The organism is Chitinophaga qingshengii (genome assembly GCF_014529935.1).
Taxonomy (GTDB): domain Bacteria; phylum Bacteroidota; class Bacteroidia; order Chitinophagales; family Chitinophagaceae; genus Chitinophaga; species Chitinophaga qingshengii.
The window spans coordinates 1600063-1621078 of record NZ_JACVFC010000001.1 but is presented as its reverse complement, the minus strand read 5'-3'; the positions used below and the strand labels follow the sequence as shown (position 1 = coordinate 1621078).

At 48.9% G+C, this 21016-nt stretch carries 16 protein-coding genes; 7 read left to right on the top strand and 9 right to left on the bottom strand.

The window, feature by feature from the left end:
• Positions 1-6: 6 nt before the first annotated feature.
• From ICL07_RS06015 to ICL07_RS06005, 3 genes are all read left to right on the top strand, one after another.
• Positions 7-540, top strand: coding sequence for an SRPBCC family protein (locus ICL07_RS06015; protein WP_188087015.1), 534 nt, complete (start codon positions 7-9; stop codon positions 538-540).
• Between the two features lie 8 nt (positions 541-548).
• A complete protein-coding gene (locus tag ICL07_RS06010; RefSeq protein ID WP_188087014.1) occupies positions 549-1079 on the top strand; it encodes an SRPBCC family protein in 531 nt (176 codons plus the stop codon).
• Between the two features lie 108 nt (positions 1080-1187).
• Positions 1188-1682 carry a DUF2911 domain-containing protein gene (locus ICL07_RS06005; protein WP_188087013.1) on the top strand — a complete coding sequence of 165 codons (495 nt, stop codon included), beginning with the start codon at positions 1188-1190 and terminating at the stop codon, positions 1680-1682.
• A 51-nt stretch (positions 1683-1733) separates the two neighbouring features.
• On the opposite strand, the gene bioA is transcribed toward ICL07_RS06005, so the two are convergent.
• The 6 genes from bioA to ICL07_RS05975 form a co-directional block, all read right to left on the bottom strand.
• The gene (bioA, locus tag ICL07_RS06000; RefSeq protein WP_188087012.1) at positions 1734-3020 is read right to left on the bottom strand and encodes an adenosylmethionine--8-amino-7-oxononanoate transaminase; all 1287 of its coding nucleotides are present in this window, start codon (positions 3018-3020) and stop codon (positions 1734-1736) included.
• A gap of 18 nt (positions 3021-3038) precedes the next feature.
• The gene (locus tag ICL07_RS05995) at positions 3039-5537 is read right to left on the bottom strand and encodes an ATP-binding protein (RefSeq protein ID WP_188087011.1); all 2499 of its coding nucleotides are present in this window, start codon (positions 5535-5537) and stop codon (positions 3039-3041) included.
• Positions 5538-5716: 179 nt separating this feature from the next.
• Complete coding sequence (locus tag ICL07_RS05990) at positions 5717-7666, bottom strand: LTA synthase family protein (RefSeq protein WP_188087010.1); 1950 nt, start codon at positions 7664-7666, stop codon at positions 5717-5719.
• 58 nt (positions 7667-7724) lie between these two features.
• The gene (locus ICL07_RS05985; RefSeq protein ID WP_188087009.1) at positions 7725-9713 is read right to left on the bottom strand and encodes a TonB-dependent receptor plug domain-containing protein; all 1989 of its coding nucleotides are present in this window, start codon (positions 9711-9713) and stop codon (positions 7725-7727) included.
• Positions 9714-9768: 55 nt separating this feature from the next.
• Entirely contained in the window at positions 9769-11031 is a 1263-nt protein-coding gene (locus ICL07_RS05980) for a sensor histidine kinase (protein WP_188087008.1), read from the bottom strand.
• 15 nt (positions 11032-11046) lie between these two features.
• Positions 11047-11718 carry a response regulator transcription factor gene (locus ICL07_RS05975; RefSeq protein ID WP_188087007.1) on the bottom strand — a complete coding sequence of 224 codons (672 nt, stop codon included), beginning with the start codon at positions 11716-11718 and terminating at the stop codon, positions 11047-11049.
• A gap of 716 nt (positions 11719-12434) precedes the next feature.
• On the opposite strand from ICL07_RS05975, the gene ICL07_RS05970 reads away from it, so the two are divergent.
• The gene (locus ICL07_RS05970) at positions 12435-13040 is read left to right on the top strand and encodes a DUF4974 domain-containing protein (protein ID WP_188087006.1); all 606 of its coding nucleotides are present in this window, start codon (positions 12435-12437) and stop codon (positions 13038-13040) included.
• Here the strand turns inward: ICL07_RS05970 and ICL07_RS05965 are convergent.
• Both ICL07_RS05965 and ICL07_RS05960 read right to left on the bottom strand, forming a co-directional pair.
• A complete protein-coding gene (locus ICL07_RS05965; RefSeq protein ID WP_188087005.1) occupies positions 13016-13870 on the bottom strand; it encodes a hypothetical protein in 855 nt (284 codons plus the stop codon). The two genes, ICL07_RS05970 and ICL07_RS05965, sit on opposite strands and share 25 nt — an antisense overlap.
• 119 nt (positions 13871-13989) lie before the next feature.
• A complete protein-coding gene (locus ICL07_RS05960) occupies positions 13990-14727 on the bottom strand; it encodes a helix-turn-helix domain-containing protein (protein ID WP_188087004.1) in 738 nt (245 codons plus the stop codon).
• Between the two features lie 150 nt (positions 14728-14877).
• Between ICL07_RS05960 and ICL07_RS05955 the strand changes: the two genes are divergently transcribed.
• The 3 genes from ICL07_RS05955 (at position 14878) to ICL07_RS05945 (ending at position 20445) form a co-directional block, all read left to right on the top strand.
• Positions 14878-17292: an ABC transporter permease gene (locus tag ICL07_RS05955; RefSeq protein WP_188087003.1), complete on the top strand. Its 2415-nt coding sequence runs from the start codon at positions 14878-14880 to the stop codon at positions 17290-17292.
• A gap of 79 nt (positions 17293-17371) precedes the next feature.
• On the top strand, positions 17372-17860 hold the full coding sequence (locus ICL07_RS05950) for a GNAT family N-acetyltransferase (protein ID WP_188087002.1): 489 nt from the start codon (positions 17372-17374) through the stop codon (positions 17858-17860).
• 212 nt (positions 17861-18072) lie between these two features.
• Positions 18073-20445, top strand: coding sequence for an ABC transporter permease (locus ICL07_RS05945; protein ID WP_188087001.1), 2373 nt, complete (start codon positions 18073-18075; stop codon positions 20443-20445).
• Here ICL07_RS05945 and ICL07_RS05940 read toward each other — a convergent pair.
• The gene (locus ICL07_RS05940) at positions 20420-20800 is read right to left on the bottom strand and encodes a winged helix-turn-helix transcriptional regulator (RefSeq protein WP_188087000.1); all 381 of its coding nucleotides are present in this window, start codon (positions 20798-20800) and stop codon (positions 20420-20422) included. The genes ICL07_RS05945 and ICL07_RS05940 overlap by 26 nt on opposite strands.
• Positions 20801-21016: the final 216 nt, after the last annotated feature.

Sequence of the window (21016 nt, the reverse complement as noted above, 5' to 3'; positions counted from 1 at the left end):
AGCTACATGCAGGCCTTTTTTATTCTCCTGGGGGCGTTGATCGTCCTGGTATTGGGGCTTTTCATATTCAGCTTATTTCTTCCCCCTGTGGTTAAAGTGGAGCGTTCGCTCATGATTCCTGCGCCGGCAGCAAAGATATTCCCGTTAATCAATGTGGTCCGCAACTGGGAGTTGTGGTCGCCCTGGAAAGATCTGGACCCGGATATCGCTATTACCTATGGGGAAAAAGATAGCGGCGCCGGCGCCGGCTACAGCTGGAAAAGCCACAACCGTAATATCGGTAACGGACATATGACCATCACCGAATCGCGGCCGGAACAATATATTGCCACCGATACCGATTTCATGCGGATGGGTATTGCCAAAGGAAGTTTCCGGCTGGACCCCGTCAGCGAAGGTACCCTGGTAAGCTGGAGCATGACCTGTAATCTTGGACAGCATCCATTGCGTAAGGTGATGGGACTGATGATGGATAAGTGGGTAGGCCGGGACTTTGAGAAAGGACTGGAAGGAATAAAACGGTTAGTAGTTCGTAATTAATCAGCATTATGCGTCTTTTTAAATTGTTAGGCATCAGCATCGTTGTACTGGGTATTTTTGTATTTCTGTTGTCGCTGATGTTCCCGTCTACCGCTGTGGTAGAACGTACCGGGGTGATCATGGCGCCCATCGATTCTGTATATGCGCAGGTCAATAATCTCAAAGCCTGGGAAAAATGGAACCCCTGGAGCCGGCCGGATACTACCGCCCGGCTGGTATACGCTGCACAGTCCGCCGGTACCGGCGCTTATTATTCCTGGGAAGGACAACTCAACAGCGGTAAAGTCACCATTATTGACAGTGAGCCGGATAAGGGCGTGCATTATACAATGGATATAAAAAATATGCCTCCGGTAAAAGCTGGTTTTGAAATGAAACCCAGCGCTGATGGAAAAGGCACCGCTGTTTTCTGGCATATGGAAATCAAACTCGGCCTGGCGCCGTGGTGGAAACTCCGGGGATTCCTGGCAGACCGTATCTATGGCCCTGTTATGAACAACGGTCTCGACCGGCTGGATAGCCTCTGTGTACATCGTTGATCAGATATTTAGTTATTTTGCCATTTATCCAATAATACCGGTGGAAGCGGATTATTAGTTCTAAATTGTTGTATTACTTCATTCCTCAACACAAAAACTATAGCTTCAATGAAACACCTTTTATTGGCTACTTTTTTCTGTATGGCCGCCACCTTCGGTTTTGCTCAGGAGAAAGCCAGAAAAAGCCCGCATGTAACCGCAGACAGTAAGGACATTAAAGTAGTATACGGTCAGCCATCCAAAAAAGGAAGGGTGATCTTCGGTACCCTGGAGCCATGGGGAAAAGTGTGGCGCACCGGTGCTGATGAAGCTACTGAAATCACTTTCAAAAAAGATGTGGTATTTGGTGGAAAACCTGTAAAAGCCGGCACCTACACGTTCTTTAGCATCCCCGATGCCAAAACATGGACCGTTATCCTGAATGGTAAACTGGGACAATGGGGCGCCTACGATTACGAAAAAAACAAAGGCGAAGACGTGGTATCTGTGAAAGTACCCCGCGAAACGCTGAAAACACCGGTAGAGAAACTGACTTTCACCCTGCCAGGCAACGCAGTAGTGTTTGAATGGGATGATACCAAAGTATCTGTTCCCGTGAAGTGATTTCTTTTGAAGGATAAAAAAAGCGGCGAAGCATATGCTTCGCCGCTTTTTTTATGCCGGTTGAAGTGACAGCACCAGTGCGCGGATGCTGTCATATACGGCTGCTAATTGTTCGTCTGTAATACAATACGGTGGCAGGATATACAAGGTGTTACCCAACGGCCGGAGCATGATGCGTTTGCTTCGGAAAAAACGATGCAGATAATCCGCCAGGTTGTTCGTATAGCCGTCAGCGTTATCTGTCACCAATTCGAAGGCCAGGATAGTACCCAGCAGCCTGGCGTTTTTAATGATGCCTATTTGTTTCAGCTCCTGCAGGAAACGCTGGTGATTTTCGTGTATCCGTTGCCGGTTGAGCGCGCAGGCCGGGTCCTCAAACAGGTCCAGGCTGGCCAGCGCTACGGTACAGGCCAGCGGATTGGCGGTAAAGGAATGACCATGGAACAAGGTTTTCAGTTTATCTGCGGAGAGAAAAGCGTCATAAATATCGCTGGTGCAGGTAGTGATACCCAATGCCATACTGCCGCCGGTAAGGCCTTTGGAAAGGCATACCATATCCGGCGCTGTTTGCAGGTATTCCATCGCGAAGTTTTTGCCGGTCCTGCCGAAACCGGTCATTACTTCATCTGCTATCAGCAGGATCTGTTGTTGCCGGCAATATTGCAGCAGCTGCTCAAAACCAGGGATGTCGTACATGACCATGCCGCCGGAGCCTTGTAACAGCGGTTCGAAAATAAACGCGGCGACCTGCTCAGTCGCTTCGATGGTGGCGATAATATCTGCCACATTGTCTTTCGAAGGCACATCCAGGAAATGCACTTCAAAAAGAAAATCATCGAACACACGGGTGAACACACTGCGGCCACTGACGCTCATAGCGCCGAAGGTATCGCCATGGTAGGCGTTTTTAAAGGCAAGGATTTTATTCCGGCGCTGTCCTTTGTTATGCCAGTATTGCAACGCCATTTTGATGGCTACTTCCACGGCGGTGGAACCGTTGTCGGAATAGAACACGCGGCGCTGCTGGCCGGGCAGCAGGGGCAGTAGTCTTTCCGCCAGGTTCACTGCCGGCGGATGTGTATATCCCGCAAAGATGCAGTGTTGCAGTTGCAGGGCCTGTGCCGCCAGTTGTTGTGCAATATGCGGATGGGCATGCCCGTGTATGTTTACCCACCAGCTGGAGGTGGCATCGATGTATTCGTTGTTGTCTTCATCGTACAGGCAGGCGCCTTCGCCGCGTACGATGCCAATAGGCGCAGGAGCGGTCTGCATCTGGGTATATGGATGCCAGATCACCCCGAGGTCTCTGGCCGACAGGTTTCCTTTTGTTGTCGACATGCAGCAAATGTAGGTAATTCATCTTTTATACCTGTGGAGTATCCGGTAGAGGTCTTCCGCCTTGTAGGGTTTTGCCAGCATATCCTTTACCTCCAGCTGTTGCAGCTGTTCCATTGCATCGGGCATAATATCGGCGGTGAGCACTACGATAAAAGCATGGGGCTGCAGGTTGCGTATGTATGGAATGGTTTCAAAGCCGTTCATTTCGGGCATGTGCAGATCCAGCATGATACCGTCGAAGGTTTGGTCCTTCATTTTTTCGACGGCTTCGCGTCCGTTGGTCGCCAGCGTTACTTCCGCACCGGTTTTATTGAGTTGCAGCTGCATCACCTGCCGGTTGATTTTATTGTCTTCCACGATAAGCATCCGCATGCCTGGAAGCATATTGGCCGGATCAATCGCCTGTTGCGTTATCGGACTGGTACCGGTAGTGGGTATACGAAAATCGACGGAGAACTGGAAAGTAGTTCCCTTTTGTGGTTCGCTGACGACCGTTATCCGGCTGTTCATCAGCTCCACCAGTTTGCGGGTGATGGACAGTCCCAGCCCGGTGCCGCCATGTTCCCGCGTATTGGCGGAATCGCCCTGTACGAATGTATCGAAGATATGGGCTTGCAGATGCGGTGGGATACCGATGCCGGTGTCCGTGATCCGGAAACCAATGGTGGCATAGGTACCGCCGGCCTTCTCCAGTATCAGTTCCAGGCTGATATGTCCTTCATGGGTGAACTTCACCGCATTGTTGACGAGGTTGTTGAGTATTTGCCCGAGGCGCACGGCATCGCCCAGTACCAGCTGCGGTATATTAGGATCGATGCGGGTATGCAGGTCCAGGCCTTTAGCAGCGGCCAAAGGCTGATAATTGCCTGCGATGCCGTGTATCAGATCGTGCAGGTCTACCGTGGTACATTCCAGCGCTACTTTGCCGGCTTCAATTTTACTGAGATCGAGGATATCGTTGACAAGGCCCAGCAGGTGGTTGGCAGAAAAATGCAGGCTCTGTAACAGGTCCGGATGTTGGGCGCCGGGCTGGTCTTGCAGGATACCGGAAATACCGATGATGGCATTGAGCGGTGTCCGTATTTCATGGCTCATGATGGAGAGAAATTCACTGCGGCTTCTGGCTGCATTTTCCAGTTCCATTTCCGCTTTTTTCTGCTGGTCAATATCCATGATAATACCCCGGAAGCCGGTTACCCGGTCATTGGTAAATACCGGAATACCGGAGGTCCGCACCCATTTGACGGTGCCTTTGGCGGAAATATGCCGCAGGTCTACACAATAGGGCTGATGCTGTTGCAGCAGTTCGCGTTGTGCCGTTTCCAGCAGGTGTTTATCTTCCGGATGATAAAATACCAGGTCGTTATAAATGGGGGTGAAGTTTTCCGGGACTTCACGCAGGGCGTATACCTGTTTGGTCCAGAACACCTGTCCGGTAACGAGACTGAATTCCCAGCCACCGATGTGGGCCATCTGCTGGGTGATATCGAGTATCTGGATGTTCCGGGCATAGTCGGCATTGAGTTGCCGCAGCTCCAGTTCATTCCTTTTACGTTCTGTAATATTTTGTATAAACAACAGGATACGCCGGGGTGAGCTGACGCTCGCCGGCATGAGCCGCATTTTCAGGGCATACCAGTAAGGCATTTCCTGCCGGATGTCGGCATATTCATAGTACTGTGATTCTCCGGTCCGGAGCAGGGTATCGGCCAACTGCCGGAAAGCCTGCGCATGTTCACCTATCAGGTTGGTAATACATCTGCCTATTATTTCTTCTTCCGGAAAAAAGAGCAGGTGTTGCTGGTTACACCAGATGCGGGTACATATCAGGCGTTCATCTACCTCAAAAACAATATCATCAAGAGAAGAAGTAAGGGTATGCAGTTCGGTGAACAGTTGCTGATTGGTCAATTCCAGGCTTTCTTTACCGGAGCGTAGCCGGTAGGAGTGCAACAAGGCGCCGTAGGTAAGTGCCACCGGTTGCAGCAGGGACACAATGTCGGGCTGGTAACCGGCGGGATTGTTAATCAGACCAATCAAACCGATGGTTTCGCCATGGTGGCGCAGCGGGATACCCAGGAAACTACGGAATACCGCCGGGTACTGTGGTTCGTCTTCATCCGGGTGATTACTGAGTACCGGTACGCCTTCCAGCAACACTTTACCAAAGAGGGTGTTCATGTTGGTGAAATGTTGTCCGCGTTCGGGGCGGGCGCCGAAATACTGCTGTACGTTGTTATGCCAGTGAATATTGATAATGGCCTGTACTTCCAGGTGGGGCCGGTCATGATAGTCTTTTTCCATGGCTCCCATAAATCCGCCTTCACTACCGGTGAGCGTAATCAGTTCCAGCAGTAGTTCCTGGCAAACCTGGGTGGGCTTATGATCAAAAAAGCTGTTATGCAGCCGGGATATAATATCGAGGGCTTTCTGCTGTGGGAAAACGGTCTGTTCATCACTGCCGTCTTCCGGAGGAAGGTTTCTGGAACTATTACCAGAAAAGGGACTTGCCAGCATGAGCAATCAGGTTTTAGAGGGTTTTGGCACATTCACAGCATGCGTCCGGCAAAGGTTGCATGCTTTTATATATTGAAAAAAAACGTTTCTACAGCTGGCGACGGTCAGGAACAAACGGAAGGGATTGCAAAAGCAATCCCCTCCATAAATTTACAAAAAAACATCAGATCAATATCTTATTATTTCTTCATTCCATTGTTTTTAAACAGGGAATAGGCGGTTTGATAATTAGCTACGCTGTGTGACAACAGTGCGCTGTCCATTGGCGCGGGTTGTTCTTCGCTTTTGGCAGGGTCCCAGGTGAAGCATTGCGCTTTTTGTTGTGGACTGAGAATCACCATTTTACCTGGTTCCAGGTAGGCCAGTTTCTGGTAGGTGCTCACCATGGCCCGTGGCTGATAGCTGCTGTCGAGCACATTTTTGCCATAGAAGTTGGTGTGGTACGACCAGTGCAACATTTTCAGCAGGGTAGGGTAGATATCAATCTGTGAACACATAACCGGTATCTCCTGTGGTGGAGTATCAGGCACATTGAAGAAAATGCAGGGGATGTGGTATTTGCTGACTTCAATTTCGTTTTTACCGGCGCTGCTGGCGCAGTGGTCGGCTACAAAAATAATCACCGTGTTTTTATACCAGGGTTTGTCCTGAATGGCTTTCAGGAACCGGCCAATGGCGTAATCGGTGTATTTCACCGCGCCTTCGCGGCTGGTACCGGAAGGGATATCTATTTTACCACCAGGATAGGTAAAGGGCCGGTGATTGGAGGTGGTCATGATAAAATCATAGAAAGGTTTGCCGGCGGCAAATTTCTCATCGGCACTTTTAATGGCTGCTTTGTAAATATCTTCATCGCAAACACCCCAGGCATTTTCAAACTGTACCGCGCTATCGGGGATATTAGTCCGTTTGCCTGCCAGCTTATCATCTACCAGCCGATGGCGCAGGCGATCAGTGATATCATAACCATTGTTGCCGAAGAATTTATTCATGTTATCGAAGTAACCATCGCCTCCATAGAAGAAAGTGGCTTCATAACCACTTTTCCGGAAGATCGTAGCGGCGGAGAAAAGGTTTTCGTTATTGTGACGGCGAACGATACTCTGCCCCGGTGTAGGTGGTACCGCGAGGGTAAGCGCTTCCATACCTCTTACCGTACGGGTGCCGGTGGCGTACATATTGGTAAAGAGAATACCGTTTTGAGCGATGCTGTCAAGTACCGGTGTGATATGTTCCTTATTACCGAAGCGGGTCATAAAGTCGGCGCTGAAGCTCTCTATGGTGACCATAATAATATTAGGTTTTACCGCCGCCGTAGTATCGATAATATTACGATAGATACTCTGGCCGTTTTCCAGGTACTCCGCATCGGAAGATTGCAGCAGCCGGCGCATGGTAGCGAAGGCTTTGTGTTCGTCTTCCTGGAGGTAGTATTTGTCGTAAGCCAGTTCATTGTTCAAATAAGCGGATATAAAGGAATATACGCCGGCTTTGGAAAGTTCCTGCTGGTAACGGTTTTTGCTTTTATCGGCCCAGTCATTGCTGATCAGGAAAGCATGTGCTGCTGTGGCGCCCAGCAAGAGTATAAAAATCACTAACCTTTTGGCAAAAGGTGTACGGGATTGGAAACTGTTGCGGAATATACCCCGGCGGGCGCATAACCAGGTAAGCAGGGCGGTGCCCAGGATCACGCCGCCAATGAGCAATGGCAGCGGATATGACTGGTTGATGTTGCTGATTACCTCGTACGTATAAATAAGGTAGTCCACTGCGATAAAGTCGAAACGGCCTGCGTATTCTCCCCAGAAAGTAAATTCGGCAAAGAAGGAGAAGATCACGATCATCAGCGCGAGGAAAAAACCGGTAAAGGTAAATACGCGGTTAAAGACCGTGTTGTTGAGCCTTTGCGGCAACAGCAACAGGTAAAGACCGTAGGCGACGGTAAAGAAAAGGGCTACGCCAACATCGTACACGAAACCTTTTGCATACACGGAAAGGATACCGGTAAAGGGAAGGCCCGCTTGCGGGAAGGCCCAGATTAACAAGGCGGTACGTACTAAAAACGACAGTACTACGAATAGGCCGGCGAAACCGAAAAGAACGGCGTACCGATTTTTGGCAGATTTCATTGCTGTATAAATGTGCCCGCAAAGGTACGCCGTTCCCTGAAAGAAAAAGCAGAAATTGTTACAGATCGAATTTAACCGACAGGTTGATGGTACGTCCATCGATAGGGCCCCACAACTGCGCAAACTGCGGATTGCTCACAGGACCGGTGAACAACGGCATGTGTTTACCCTGACGGGCATCGAAGATGTTTTCGCCGTTCAGTACCAGGGTTACATGTTCGCCCAGTTTACGGGAAATCATAGCGGCCCAGAACCAGTAATTGGGCGCTTTCTGATTGTTTTCCATGTACTGGTTGCCGATCCAGCTGTTTTCGATACCGAAGCGCCATTTTTCTTCTATCTCGTAAGCGAGGGTAGCTGCAAACTTGTCCTGCGGCGCAAAAGCCACTTTCGTGGAAGCTGCATCTGTGTATTTGGATACCGTGTGGTTATAACCGAGGTATAACTCCAGCGCTTCCAGTTTTAAACGTATATACGTATCCGTACCCAGGCTGTTTACCGCATACGGCTGATTGTCCAGCAGTATCTTATTCGGATCAGCAGCGCTGGTTACCGGCAGAATAGGATCTTTGATGTGGGTATAATAAAATGCCTGGTTGAAGGTCACCTCTACTTTACCAATGTTGGTGTTGTAGTTGCCATCGAAGTTCAGGCCTTCACTTCTTTCGGATTTCAGTCCGGCGGCCAGTGGCAGGAGGTTGCGGTAGCCGATGGTTTGTGTTTGTGCAGAGAAGATAGCCGGTGATTTATAACCGGTACCACCGCTGAGACGCAGACTCATACCATCTATAGGTTTGTATACCATCGCCAGGCGGGGGAGCACATACCAGCCGAATACATTGTGGTAATCGGCGCGGAGACCGCCTTCCACCATTACTTTATCGGAGAAATGGTAGCCGTCCTGCGCGAAGGCGCCCATGGTATTATAGGTGTAGTTGCCCAGCAGGGTACTGTCGCCGTTGGCGCGGCGGTAGATTTCACCGGTATTGTTAAGTCCCACTACCCAGTCATGCCGGCCGCTTTTTTTGTTGTAAGCCGCTTCCAGGTAGGTGTTGGTTTGCCGGCCATTTAAAGGAAAGTTACCGGCTATATTTTCCAGGTGGAAGAAACTGGCCACGCCTTTTACGGTAAGGGTACCGCCGCCGAGGTTTTTACGGGTGAACTGCAGATCGGCGCTATGGCGTTCGCTGTTGTTGCTTTCCGTATAAGAGTGTACGTTATCGCCATGCCCGTTCAGTACCTGCATGTCGCCCCCTTCCCTTTTTTCGATAGTGCCGGTGTAGCCTGCTACCAGGGTGGTGTTATTGTTGGGATACCAGAAGAAACGCGGATGCAGGAGATATTGCCGTACACGGGGTACATCGCTGAAGCCGTCATCGTTCACGTCTACCGGGTTTTGGGTGGTAACGCCGGCGAAGAGGGTCAGACCGGTTTTGCCATAACGCTGCGCGTAATAGGCGTTGACGTTCGTCTCTTTCAGTGTGCTGCGGTTGGCCAGGATGGTCAGTTCCGGTTTTTCGCCGGGTGTTTTGGCCACGAAGTTGATCATACCGGCGATAGCGCCACCACCATAGAGTGTAGATACAGAGCCTTTGATGATTTCTATTTGTTTCAGATCCAGCGGTGGGATAGCCAGTACGCCGAAGTTACCGCTAAGACCTTCATACACCGGCAGACCGTCGCGCAGCAGCTGGGTATATTTACCGTCCAGTCCCTGCATGCGGATAGCGTTGTTGCCATTTACCGCGGAAGTGTTCTGGATATGGATCACGGAGAGGTCGCCCAGGATACTGGCTACGTTGCCTGGTTTGATACCGGCTTCTTCCGTCATTTCTTCGTGGCCCAGTATCTCTACTTTCATGGGGAGATCGGCAATGCGGCTATTGTTGCGGGTAGAGGTAATGATCACTTCATTCAGATCGGAGACCTTGCTGATGGTGGTATCTGTTCTGTGGGTGGTGTCTTTAACGGGAGCGGTTACACGCTGCTGTGCGTTGGCTGACAGCAGTACGATGCAAAGGGCGCCTGTAAGCATAAGTGGTCGCATGGATGTGTTCTTTTTACAGCACAAAGAAAAGAACACAATCTGGTGTAAATCTGTATTAGCAGGTAGCAGTAAAAATATGCAGGCCGTTGCGGTATTGATAACGGATATTGATGCGGTAAGAATCACCGATTTTTTTTACGATAGCCAGTCCCAGTCCGTTGGAATTGGAATAGCCCTGGTTGCTTTTACGGAATCGCTGAAACACGTTAGCCGGTGGTATTTCCGGCAGGTTGCTGGTATTGGAGATGGTGAGGGATGTTTGGGTGAGGGTGATACTGATACGTCCTTCCGGGTAATTGTATTTGATGGCGTTACCCAGCAGGTTGCTGACCAGGATATCTGCCAGGGCCGGGTGCAGCGGCCAGGGGGCGGCTGGCGCCAGTTTGGTGTCCACCGTCAGTTCTTTTTCCCGGATCAGTTCTTCAAACAGGGAAAGGTATTTAAGGAGTACCGGATGGAGGTCGGTTTGTTCGGTTACCGGATATTGCTGGTTTTCTATTTTAGCCAGCAGCAGCAGGCTGTGGTTGAGGCGGGAGAGGCGTTGTAATTCTTCGCTGGTTTGCCCGATGTTTTTGAGTTGTTCTTCTGAAAGATTTTCATCCTGCAGCAGCAGTTCCAGTTTGCTTTGCGCGATGGCGAGTGGTGTTTGCATTTCATGCGCGGCGTCTTCCGTGAGTTCTTTCATATTGATATAATCCTGGTGAATGCGGTCCGTCATTTGGTTGAGCGCATCGTTGAGCTGGTTGAACTCATGGGTAGGAGTGCGATTAAACTGCAGTGTCTCCATTTTATTAAGTTGCAGCTGCCGGATTTTATCGAGGGAGCGGTAGAAGGGGCTCCATATATTACGGCTGATGAACCAGTTGGAGAGGATGACAAAAACGAGTAATCCGCCGAAGGCGAGCAGCATAACGGTGATGATATTTTTCGCCAGGTCGTCTTTTTCGATCATCGATTTGCGCAGTATCAGCTGGTAGTTTTTTCCATGGATACTGATGACCTGTGACAGTTCGCGGAAGGGCGCCTGGGTATCTTCTGTTTCCTGGTAAAGGTTAACGCCTTTGAGTTTAAATTTCTTTTGGATGGGCTGGTCGGTGGGGATGAGTTGAAATTCCTGGGTATGGAAGCGGAAGATGGGATTGTCCAGGCTGGCGGTATCGAGGTAGCGGAGCCATTCCAGCTGGTCGTTGACCAGTTCTTCATCCGTTTCGTGTTTGATTTCCTTATTGAATTTATGGAACAGGTAGTAGGCGCCGGCGGCGAATACCGGCAGCATGATGAGAATAAAATATAAAGTGGTTTTGGTGAGTAGTTTCATGGCGATGTGTACAGTTTAGCCGAAACGGTATCCTGTACCGTATACCGTTTTGATATAGTCCTCGCCGCCGGCTTCCAGCATTTTTTTGCGAAGGTTTTTGATATGGGTGTAGATAAAATCGTATGATCCGGCCTGGTCGTAGGCATCACCCCAGAGATGTCCTGCCAGGGCTGATTTGGTTACCACCCGGTGTTGGTTGGCGATGAAATAGACCAGCAGCTGGTATTCCTTGCCGGTGAGGGTGATAGATTTATCATGTACCAATACGGTTTTGGAAGCCGGGATGATGGTGATTTCAAAGAAACTGATGCTGGTGTTGCCATCGAAGTTTTTGCGGCGTAGCAGGGCATTGATGCGGGCGTTGAGTTCCGAGAGGTGAAACGGTTTGGTCAGATAGTCGTCCGCTCCCAGTTCCAGGCCACTGAGTTTATCTTCCAGGGAGTCTTTGGCGGAGATGATGATGATACCGGCCTTTGACTTCAGTGTTTTAAGTTCGCGGATCACATCCAGTCCGCTGCCGAAGGGCAATCCGATATCAGCCACAATACAATCGTATTCATAATCGCCTACTTTGTCGATAGCCTCCCGGAAGTCGGCTGCTACTTCGCAAATAAAGCCCTGATGTTCCAGGTATTCCCGTATACTGTTACGCAGGGAAGGTTCGTCTTCTATGATCAGCAGTTTCATCAGGCCAAAAATAGATATTAATTCTAAAGAAACTCTGAGGTCCAGGATTAGTGCTGATTTCGCTGATGAATGCAGCGATGGAAGAGCAGTATGTTGTTATGGTAAATATATTTTGTTCATATATGTTATATATTTGAATTGTATTTTTATGGTATTTTTTAGAGATGATAGGGTAGATAAGTTTGTTAGGATAAACATATGATAGGAAGCGTTCAAAAGCATCTACCTGAATCATAACAGCAAAATGATCAAAATACGGGTAGAAATGGATAAAATATAAGTATGATCGTGGAATAAATGGTGATAGAATCGCGAATCAGTGAAATCGGTCGCAATCATGTTCATCATCGTTTAAATCCGAATGGTATTATTTATCGTTTATACACAGGAACATGCAGAGACAATAACAGGAAACTGACTACTGGATGGTTTGCAAACCCGGGCCAGGAGCCGAAAGTAAGGTAACTAACAAACACGATAACATCACAACGATAGCGTAGCCAGCATGGCTTCCGGCATGGAATCCGGGAGTATGGATAATGTGTTTATTGAGATAATTCCCTAACTATGACAACCCTTATCATGAATTATCCGTATGATATGGATATGGTTTAGCGCGTAGCGGCGACTAGTCTGTAATGTTGTTTATCCTATACCTGATGAAACCCGGTACTGTGGCGGTACCACTGATGTTTTGATACTCAAAAACCTTGACTTTGAACAACAACAGCGAAACACAAGAATTATTTGATTTGATGGACAGGGTCCCCAATGCCAGGCGGGTTGCCCGTGAATACCGTCGTTTAATGAAAGAAGGTAAAATAGACCCCAAAAAGGATGTCACTGATGCCGGTGCAGGATGGTTAATGATTGAAGATGAATTAGTGCAGGGGGATATTGCTACATCGTTTAATTACAGGGCTTCCGGGATTTGTATTGCGGTTATTTTGCTGGGATTATGCTGGAGTGGCTGGTGGCAGATGCGGCATGAAAAAGATGTGATCCGGCAGTTGGCGATGAATGAAAAAGTGGCGACAGCGGTGGTGCGTGAGTATAAGGATATGCAGTTGCCCGGTGCGCAGCGCAAGGAGGGTATTTATGTGTATCACAATGCGTCATTGAATGATATCCGGGGTATGATTGATCAGCGTTTTGCCATCAAGGTGATATTTGATGATCCGGAGATGTCGCGGCGGCGTTTTACCGGTTGTATGGACCCTTGCCAGTCGCTGGATGCTTTTATGAATGTAGTGAAATACAGCAGTGCGGTGGACTATTACTTTAAAGGCACCACGCTTCATATCCGTTCGCTGCGGAAATAACCTGCGGGTTCCTTGAGTATGGTGCGAATAAATTTCTTTAATCCTTTTTCCTGTTGCCATAAATCTTTAGCAGCCAGCCAGCACACAAAGGCTTCCTGCCTGCTGCCGGGCGGTATCTGCGCCTGGTACGCCGAAAATTCATCTGCCGGAAATTGATGGCTGGACTTCAGCAGTTCTGCTGCCATGTGCGGATATGCCTGCCGTGCTTCGAGGAAGCGTTCCCCTGCCTGGACGGTCAGTCCCAGTTTATACAACGCCAGGAAAGAAAAGAAGATTTGCTCCAGCGTATGGTTTTCCACGGGTTGTTGTTCATACCATGCCAGGTATTCGCGGTATTGCTGCAGATGCATATAACATACCGGCGCCAGGACGGCGGCCCGGGTATCGTCTGGTTGATTGACCTTTAACAGAAAATCTATTTTTTCCAGTGCTCTTTCATATTGTTTTTCCCGGATGTATTCTGCAATCACCGCATGCATCGCACGCAGAAAAGGGCGGTTTTCCAGTATACTCCAGTAAATTGCGTCGGTACCCGGAATAAAATTGCCGGGCAACGCTTCCATGCAAATCAGATGTGCCCGGTGTATCAGGGCATTGCCTTCTATATGACGCCCGGTCCGGTTCAGGATAACCGCCAGCGATAACAATGCATCAATATGGTTATGACCACAGGCCGTAATAATTTTGCGGAAAATTCTTTCGGCTGTCAACAGCCTGGTATGCATGATGTCCATCGCGTATAACAGCTCCTGGTGGTAGGAGATCAGTACGCTCGGTTGATGAAATATCCATGTGTCGTTTTGTTTGGTGAAATACGGTAGCCCTGCCATATCATCCGGTTTTTTTACAATAATCCATGCTGCAAGAATACAGCTATTCAAATTGCCATTTGTTAACCAGATCTAAACACCGGCAATTATTTTAAAATTTTTTGTGGCGGAGGCCGGCTTTATTTTGTAACCAGGGAAGAGGGCGCCTTCCCGGTATATTTCCGGATTTCATTGGTCAGGTGGGCATGATCGTAATAACCATAGTCATAGGCTATTTGCAGCAGGCTGCTACCGGGTTTGCTGCGGATATGCCGTTGAACGGCCTGGTAGCGGACGATATTGGCGAATGCTTTGGGACTGACGCCGGTATGTTTCAGGAACTGCCGTTCCAGCTGCCGGGGCGTCAGAAAATGAGTCCGGGCCAGGTCGCCTATCCGGATAACGCCCTGATGGCGATGGAGGGTGTCTATGATGGGCAGCATATCGCGTGAAGCATGGGTATTACGTTCCAGCAGGTATTTGTCGAGTACGGGAATGAAGTTGTCACCGGCACGCAGGAGTAATGGCACCAGTTCCTGTCCGAATTCGATGCAGTTATCGGCGGTGTCCAGCAGGGGAAGCCGGTAAAAGGAATTGAAGGCAGCCGGTTTGAAACGGATGCCGACCAGGTGTGTAGGGCCTGGTTGACAGGAATCGGTGTAGTGCGTCATGGTACCGATCAGATACGCCTTTTCGGAGGCCATCCGTTCGTTTTGCTCCGCATCGCCCACTGCTGCATCACCCAGGTTGCAGATGATATCTACGCAGCCATCAGGCAGAATACGGCTCACCGAGGCCGATCCTGTGGAAGAAATAACGGTCCAGTAGGCATCGATATATGGTTCGAGAAGCGGATGTGGTTTATATTGCCGGTACATGTTATAAAGGTAATCAGAAACGTTCATTTCCGGACAGGCGATGTACGGATACAGGACAAGCGGAAATTGCGCCGGAAGCGAATGCCCCGTCCCTCGTGCAGATGGGCTAATGGCAGGTTTATTGAGACTTCCCGGTATCAACTTTTACATATGCTGAAGAATTACGTTAAAATCGCCTGGCGGAACATTACCCGCAACAAGGTGTTTTCTGGTATCAATATTATGGGACTGGCCATCGGTATTGCCGCATCCCTGTTGATTATGCAATATGTGGCGTTTGAATGGAGCTACGAGAATTTCCAGGCAAAAGGAGACCGGATTTACCGGGTGAAACAGGAACGCTTTGAAAAAGGGCAGCTGAGCACCAGCTGGGCCGCAGGAGCCTATGCAGTAGGAAATCATTTTAAACAGGCTTTCCCTGAAATCGAGGATTATGTGAAGCTGATAAAGAAGAATGCCGTCATGTTGGGCTACCAGGAAAACCGTGTGAAGGTGGCATCATATTATGTGGCGAGTGACAGCTACTTTAGCATTTTCTCCACGCCGCTCATCAGCGGAGATGCCAGAACAGCACTGAAAGAACCCAATACCATCGTGCTGTCGGAAAACATCGCCCATAAATTATTCGGACAGGAAGATCCGATAGGAAAAATCGTCCGGCAAAATGATCACGAGGTGTTGAAGGTTACCGGCGTATACCGGGATATGCCTGCCAATACTCACCTGAAGGCGGATGCAATATACTCTTATGCCACTTTCCTGGACAGAGAGAAACCGGGAGACCCGGAAACAGCCTGGCAGTGGGATGGCTGTCTGACTTATCTGTTGCTGCGCCCGGGTACCGATGCCCAAAAACTGGAAGCCAAATTTTCCTCGCTGGAAAATCTATATTATGCGAACCAACCGAAAGAATTTACGACCAGGTATTCGCTGCAACCACTGAAGGATATTCATTTGTATTCCCACCTGATGATGGAAACGGAGACTAACGGTCAGGGTAACACGGTGTACCTGTTAATGGGCATTGCGTTATTTATCGTTGTTATAGCCTGGATCAATTACATTAATCTCGCTACCGCCAGGGCGATTAACAGGGCGGTAGAAGTGGGGGTGCGTAAAGCGGTAGGCTCACGCAGATCGCAGCTGGTAGCCCAGTTCATGATAGAATCCGTTATCCTGAATAGTATAGCAGTCGTGATGGCACTGTTTCTGGTAGTATTTTTTATTCCGCTGTTTAACAGTGTGACGGGGCAACAGTTGTCTTTTTCGTTGATGTATGACCTGACTTTCTGGATGGCATTAGGAGGACTGTTCGTGGTCGGTTCTTTCCTTTCGGGGTTATATCCTGCGTTTGTGCTTTCCCGTTTTAAACCGGTAGTAGTACTGAAGGGGAAAGCGATCTCCTCACGGCAGGGCAGCACATTACGCAGATCGCTGGTAGTGGTACAGTTTGCCGCTTCCATTTTTTTACTGGTCAGCATGTTCACCGTTTTTAAGCAGATACAGTTTATGCGTTCCCAACAGCTGGGATTTAACATTGCGCAGACCCTGGTCGTAAAACCGCCGATTATTTATACAGATTCTACCCGGATGCAACAGCAACAGGCTTTCAAGGAACAGCTGATGCATGAGACCAATATTCATAGTGTTACCGTATCGTCGCTGGTGCCCGGAGAGGCTTCTCCCTGGAATGCCGGTGGTGTACGGCTGATAGAACAAAACGCGAATGAGGGCAAACAATTCCGCTTTTTCAGAGTGGATTATGATTTTGTACCTGCTTATCATCTGAAGCTGATCGCGGGCCGTAATTTTGATCGCAACTTCGGTATGGATGAGCATCAGGGTGCAGCGATATTTAACCGTACCGGTATCCGGAGATTAGGTTTCGACCAGCCGGAAGCAGCTATTGGTAAACGTATCGCCTTCTTTCAGGATACGGTGCAGATAGCGGGTGTAGTAGAAGATTTTCACCAGCAATCATTACATGATGCATATGAACCCCTGATCCTCTGTTTGGCGCCCGGCGTGAAAGGATATATTTCGGTGGGCGTATCGCCGGATAATATCAGTAGTACCATTGCCACTGTGCAGCGTAACTGGAAAACTTTTTTCCCTGTCAGCCCATTTGAATATTTTTTCCTGGATGAACATTTTGACGAACAATATAAGGCAGATCAGCGGTTTGGAAAAGTGTTCGGTGTTTTTACGGCCCTCGCTATCCTGGTGGCCTGCCTGGGTTTGTTTGGCCTGGCTTCTTTCACTATTGTACAACGAACCAAGGAGATCAGTATCCGTAAAATACTGGGTGCTTCCGTAACAGAAATTGTACGGTTGCTGTACCGTGAATTTGCGGTGCTGATTGTGATTGCTTTCGGCGTCGCCGCGCCGCTGGCCTGGTTCAGCACTACGCAGTGGTTGAAAGGATACGCCTTCCGGACGGAGCTGTACTGGTGGTTGTTCGCCATCCCTTTTGTACTGGTGCTGGCCATCGCTTTTCTAACCGTAAGTTTCCAGAGTATAAGGGCCGCATTGGTGAATCCGGCGTATAGTTTGCGGTCGGAATAGTTGGGTGTCAACAGATAAAATGCGACATTTATGCATCGTATAGGTGAATGTTTATCTGTTAATAAAATCCCATCAGTATATGGAAATCATCGTTAGAAAGGCAGTCAGGGAAGACCTGCCCTTGCTGCTGACTTTTGAGCAGGGCATTATCACGTCAGAAAGGCCCTATGATCCTACTTTAAAGGAAGGAGAGATTCATTATTACGATGTTGCGCAGATGATAGCGGCAGATCATATGGAAGTGGCTGTAGCAGTCGCCGGGAATCAGATTGTAGGTTCAGGGTATGCCCGTATTGAGCCGGCGTCGCGGCCTTATCTCAAACATGATAAACAGGCCTACCTGGGTTTTATGTATGTAGACCCTGCTTATCGCGGAAAAGGTATCAATGGAAAAATCCTGGCTTTCCTGAAAGAGTGGGCCTATTTGCAGGATGTGCTGGAGTTGCGGCTGGATGTATATGCTGAGAATGAGGCCGCTGTAAAAGCATACGAGAAAGCAGGATTCAGCAAACACCTGGTTGAAATGCGGATGGATCTGAGAGATGATCCCACCTATCTCGCACAATAGTCAACTTATTATTTATCACCGGCCAGCCTGAGCGCAAGCTCCATAGGCTGGCCGGTGTTGTTTATATAGTTAAACTGATAACGTGATAAGATGCGTTATCCGTAATTGAACAAAATCTGTATCAAAAGCGAACATTTTTTACAATGTGAAATATGTATATTGTTGAATATGAATAACATTGTTGTTGGCATCGGTTTGGGAAAATTTTGTGTATGATTACCAACTATTTCCGGACGGCAGTCCGCAGTTTATGGAAAAATAAAGTTTACAGCTTCCTGAATATTTTCGGGTTGCTGACAGGCATTGCCTGTGCAGGTATCATCTTCCTGTGGGTAGAAGACGAAGTGCAATACGACAGTATGCATGAAAAGAAGGACCGGTTGTACGCGGTGCTCCAGCATTGGCAGTACGATGGTTATAAACGTACTTTCTGGTCAACTTCCGGCCCGATCGGCCCGGCGCTGAAAGCCTATTTTCCGGCTGTGGCCAATACCTGCCGGACGACGGAGGGTGCTAAACAGGCTATGTTCAATAATGGTAAAACGCCCTACTATTCATCGGGTATATATGCGGATAGTACGTTATTCAGCATGTTTACCTTTCCTTTTACAGAAGGAGATGCCCGTACCGCGTTTACGCAGCCCTATTCGCTGGTAATAACGGAAAAGGCTGCACGAAAATTTTTCGGCCGTACGACCAACGTAACAGGTAATATGCTGAAGATGGATAATCAGCAGGAATTTATGGTAACAGGGGTATTAAAGGACCTGCCGGAAAACTCCACGCTGAAGTTTGAGTGGCTGGCGCCTTTTCCAACTTATCTCGATCAGAATCCGAGGTTGAAATCATGGGATAATAATGCGATCAATACTTTTGTGGAATTAGTGCCGGGAACGGACGTGACTGTCATTAACCGGCAGTTGGCGGCCTATGTGAAAGCGCAGTTTCCCCAGGGGGTGGTTACCCCTTTCCTGTTTACGATGAATGACTGGCGGCTGCGGGGTGAATTCCAGGATGGTAAACAATCCGGTGGCCGTATAGGATATGTGCGCCTGTTTACTATCATCGGATGGATCATCATTCTCATTGCCTGTATCAATTTTATGAACCTGGCAACGGCGCGTAGTGAAAAACGATCTAAGGAAGTGGGGGTACGTAAGGTGCTGGGAGCCGGCAAAGGCCGGCTGATTGTACAGTTTATCGGGGAAGCGATGTTGATGTCGTTTATTGCCACTATACTGGCGGTGGTGCTTATCGCCGCATTGTTACCTGTTTTCAATGCGATGGCAGGTAAACAACTGGTGATAGGACTACAGCACCCTGCGCATTGGGTAGCGTTGTTGCTGATTGCCATTGTGACGGGCCTGTTGGCGGGGAGTTATCCTTCACTATACCTGTCATCCTTTAACCCGCTGGCGGTATTAAAAGGCTTCAAAATGCCGGGCGGCCAGGCGGCATTTGTCCGCAAAGGGTTGGTGATATTGCAGTTTACGGTATCCATCGTGCTGATTATTTCCACGATCATCATCTACCAGCAGATAGAACATGTAAAAAACCGGAAGCTGGGATATAATAAGGAAAAACTCCTGGAATTGAACGTTACCGGTACGATGCAACAAAATTTTGACGCTATCCGGCAGGACCTGTTAAATACAGGACTCGTAGAGAATGCGGCCTTGTCTGATCATGCCACTATTTACGGAGGTAATAATACCAACGCTTTTCGTTGGGCCGGATCACCGCAAAATGGTACGCTTATCTCCGTGAGGATGATAACGCCGGAGTTTTTTGCCACATCAGGAATGGACCTGACAGAAGGGCGGGGATTCCTGCCTGGCAAAGGGATAGATAGTTTCAGTGTAGTGATTACGGCATCGTTGGCCAGGGTGATGGGAGCAGAGGGTAGTGTCGGCAAAAACATGCTGATTCCGGATGACGGGGATCGTTACCGGCCTTACCGGATTGTGGGTATCGTGAAAGACTTTGTTTATGGTGATATGTATGCCAAACCGGACCCGGTTGCTTTTTTCAAACATAGAAATGATGCGGCAGTAATGTATGTACGGATAGCCGCTAAAGCCGAACCTGAAAAGGCAATCGCGGGCATCGGGAAAGTGATGATGCGGGATAATCCTGATTACCCCTTTGATTTTCGTTTTGTAGATGAGCAGTTCAACGCTATGTTTAGCAGTGAGCAGCTGATTGGCCGTTTATCGCGGGTATTTGCCTCCCTGGCTATTATTATCTCCTGCCTGGGATTGTTTGGCCTGGCGGCCTATACAGCCGAACGGAGAACAAGGGAAATAGGTATCCGCAAGGTACTGGGCGCCAGCGTGACGGGGATCGCCCGGTTGTTATCCATAGAATTCCTGAAGCTGGTACTATTGTCTGCTTTGATAGCGTTTCCGCTGGCATGGTGGATGATGTCGCGGTGGCTGGATCAGTACGCCTACCATACTGCTATTCACTGGTGGGTATTTATGCTGGCAGGCGGTACGGCGGTGCTGATTGCGTTGCTGACCATCAGTTACCAGGCTATCCGGACGGCCACGCAAAATCCTATAAAGAGTTTACAGACAGAGTAGGGGACATGATGTGTTTGCGGTGTGCTATGCCCCAGTCCATCAATTCCAGCACTATTTTTAGCAGCGTCTGGCCGTAGGGCGTCATCTCGTACCGGACGGTGACTGGTTTGGTAGAACAGACGGTGCGTTTTATCAGTTGGTTCATTTCCAGTGTTTGCAGTTCGCGGGTAAGCATTTTGGCGCCGATACCGGTTATCTCCTGTTGGAGATCGCTGAAACGTTTGCGGCCGCGGCAACCTAACACTGCGATGATCATTACTTTCCATTTGCCCTGTAGTAGTTCTACAGCGTCGCTCAGGGCCCTTGTTTTACGGGTATAGTCACATTCGGGATATGGATTGGTGATTGTTTTCATGATAGTGAAGATTGGTCATTAAAAATAAGCATTCCGTCTGTCACATATCGTCATCGCTCTAATGAATTTCTAATATTTTTCTAAAGCCCCTCTAACAGCCTGCCAGTGCAGGCTGTAGTATTTTTGTCCTGTCAACAAACATTTATCACTATGGACGCAGGACCCGGACATACCGGTAATGTAAGCTAGGGACCTCCCTGTAACAGGCCGCCCCAG

Excerpts from the sequence above, each read along its gene's own strand:
- ICL07_RS05990 (WP_188087010.1), bottom strand. The coding sequence starts at position 7,666 with ATGAAATCTGCCAAAAATCGGTACGCCGTTCTTTTCGGTTTCGCCGGC.
- ICL07_RS06010 (WP_188087014.1), top strand. The coding sequence starts at position 549 with ATGCGTCTTTTTAAATTGTTAGGCATCAGCATCGTTGTACTGGGTATT.
- bioA (WP_188087012.1), bottom strand. The coding sequence starts at position 3,020 with ATGTCGACAACAAAAGGAAACCTGTCGGCCAGAGACCTCGGGGTGATC.
- ICL07_RS06005 (WP_188087013.1), top strand. The coding sequence starts at position 1,188 with ATGAAACACCTTTTATTGGCTACTTTTTTCTGTATGGCCGCCACCTTC.
- ICL07_RS05950 (WP_188087002.1), top strand. The coding sequence starts at position 17,372 with ATGGAAATCATCGTTAGAAAGGCAGTCAGGGAAGACCTGCCCTTGCTG.
- ICL07_RS05980 (WP_188087008.1), bottom strand. The coding sequence starts at position 11,031 with ATGAAACTACTCACCAAAACCACTTTATATTTTATTCTCATCATGCTG.
- ICL07_RS05960 (WP_188087004.1), bottom strand. The coding sequence starts at position 14,727 with ATGTACCGGCAATATAAACCACATCCGCTTCTCGAACCATATATCGAT.
- ICL07_RS05985 (WP_188087009.1), bottom strand. The coding sequence starts at position 9,713 with ATGCGACCACTTATGCTTACAGGCGCCCTTTGCATCGTACTGCTGTCA.
- ICL07_RS05995 (WP_188087011.1), bottom strand. The coding sequence starts at position 5,537 with ATGCTGGCAAGTCCCTTTTCTGGTAATAGTTCCAGAAACCTTCCTCCG.
- ICL07_RS05955 (WP_188087003.1), top strand. The coding sequence starts at position 14,878 with ATGCTGAAGAATTACGTTAAAATCGCCTGGCGGAACATTACCCGCAAC.
- ICL07_RS05945 (WP_188087001.1), top strand. The coding sequence starts at position 18,073 with ATGATTACCAACTATTTCCGGACGGCAGTCCGCAGTTTATGGAAAAAT.
- ICL07_RS05965 (WP_188087005.1), bottom strand. The coding sequence starts at position 13,870 with ATGGCAGGGCTACCGTATTTCACCAAACAAAACGACACATGGATATTT.
- ICL07_RS05975 (WP_188087007.1), bottom strand. The coding sequence starts at position 11,718 with ATGAAACTGCTGATCATAGAAGACGAACCTTCCCTGCGTAACAGTATA.
- ICL07_RS05940 (WP_188087000.1), bottom strand. The coding sequence starts at position 20,800 with ATGAAAACAATCACCAATCCATATCCCGAATGTGACTATACCCGTAAA.
- ICL07_RS06015 (WP_188087015.1), top strand. The coding sequence starts at position 7 with ATGCAGGCCTTTTTTATTCTCCTGGGGGCGTTGATCGTCCTGGTATTG.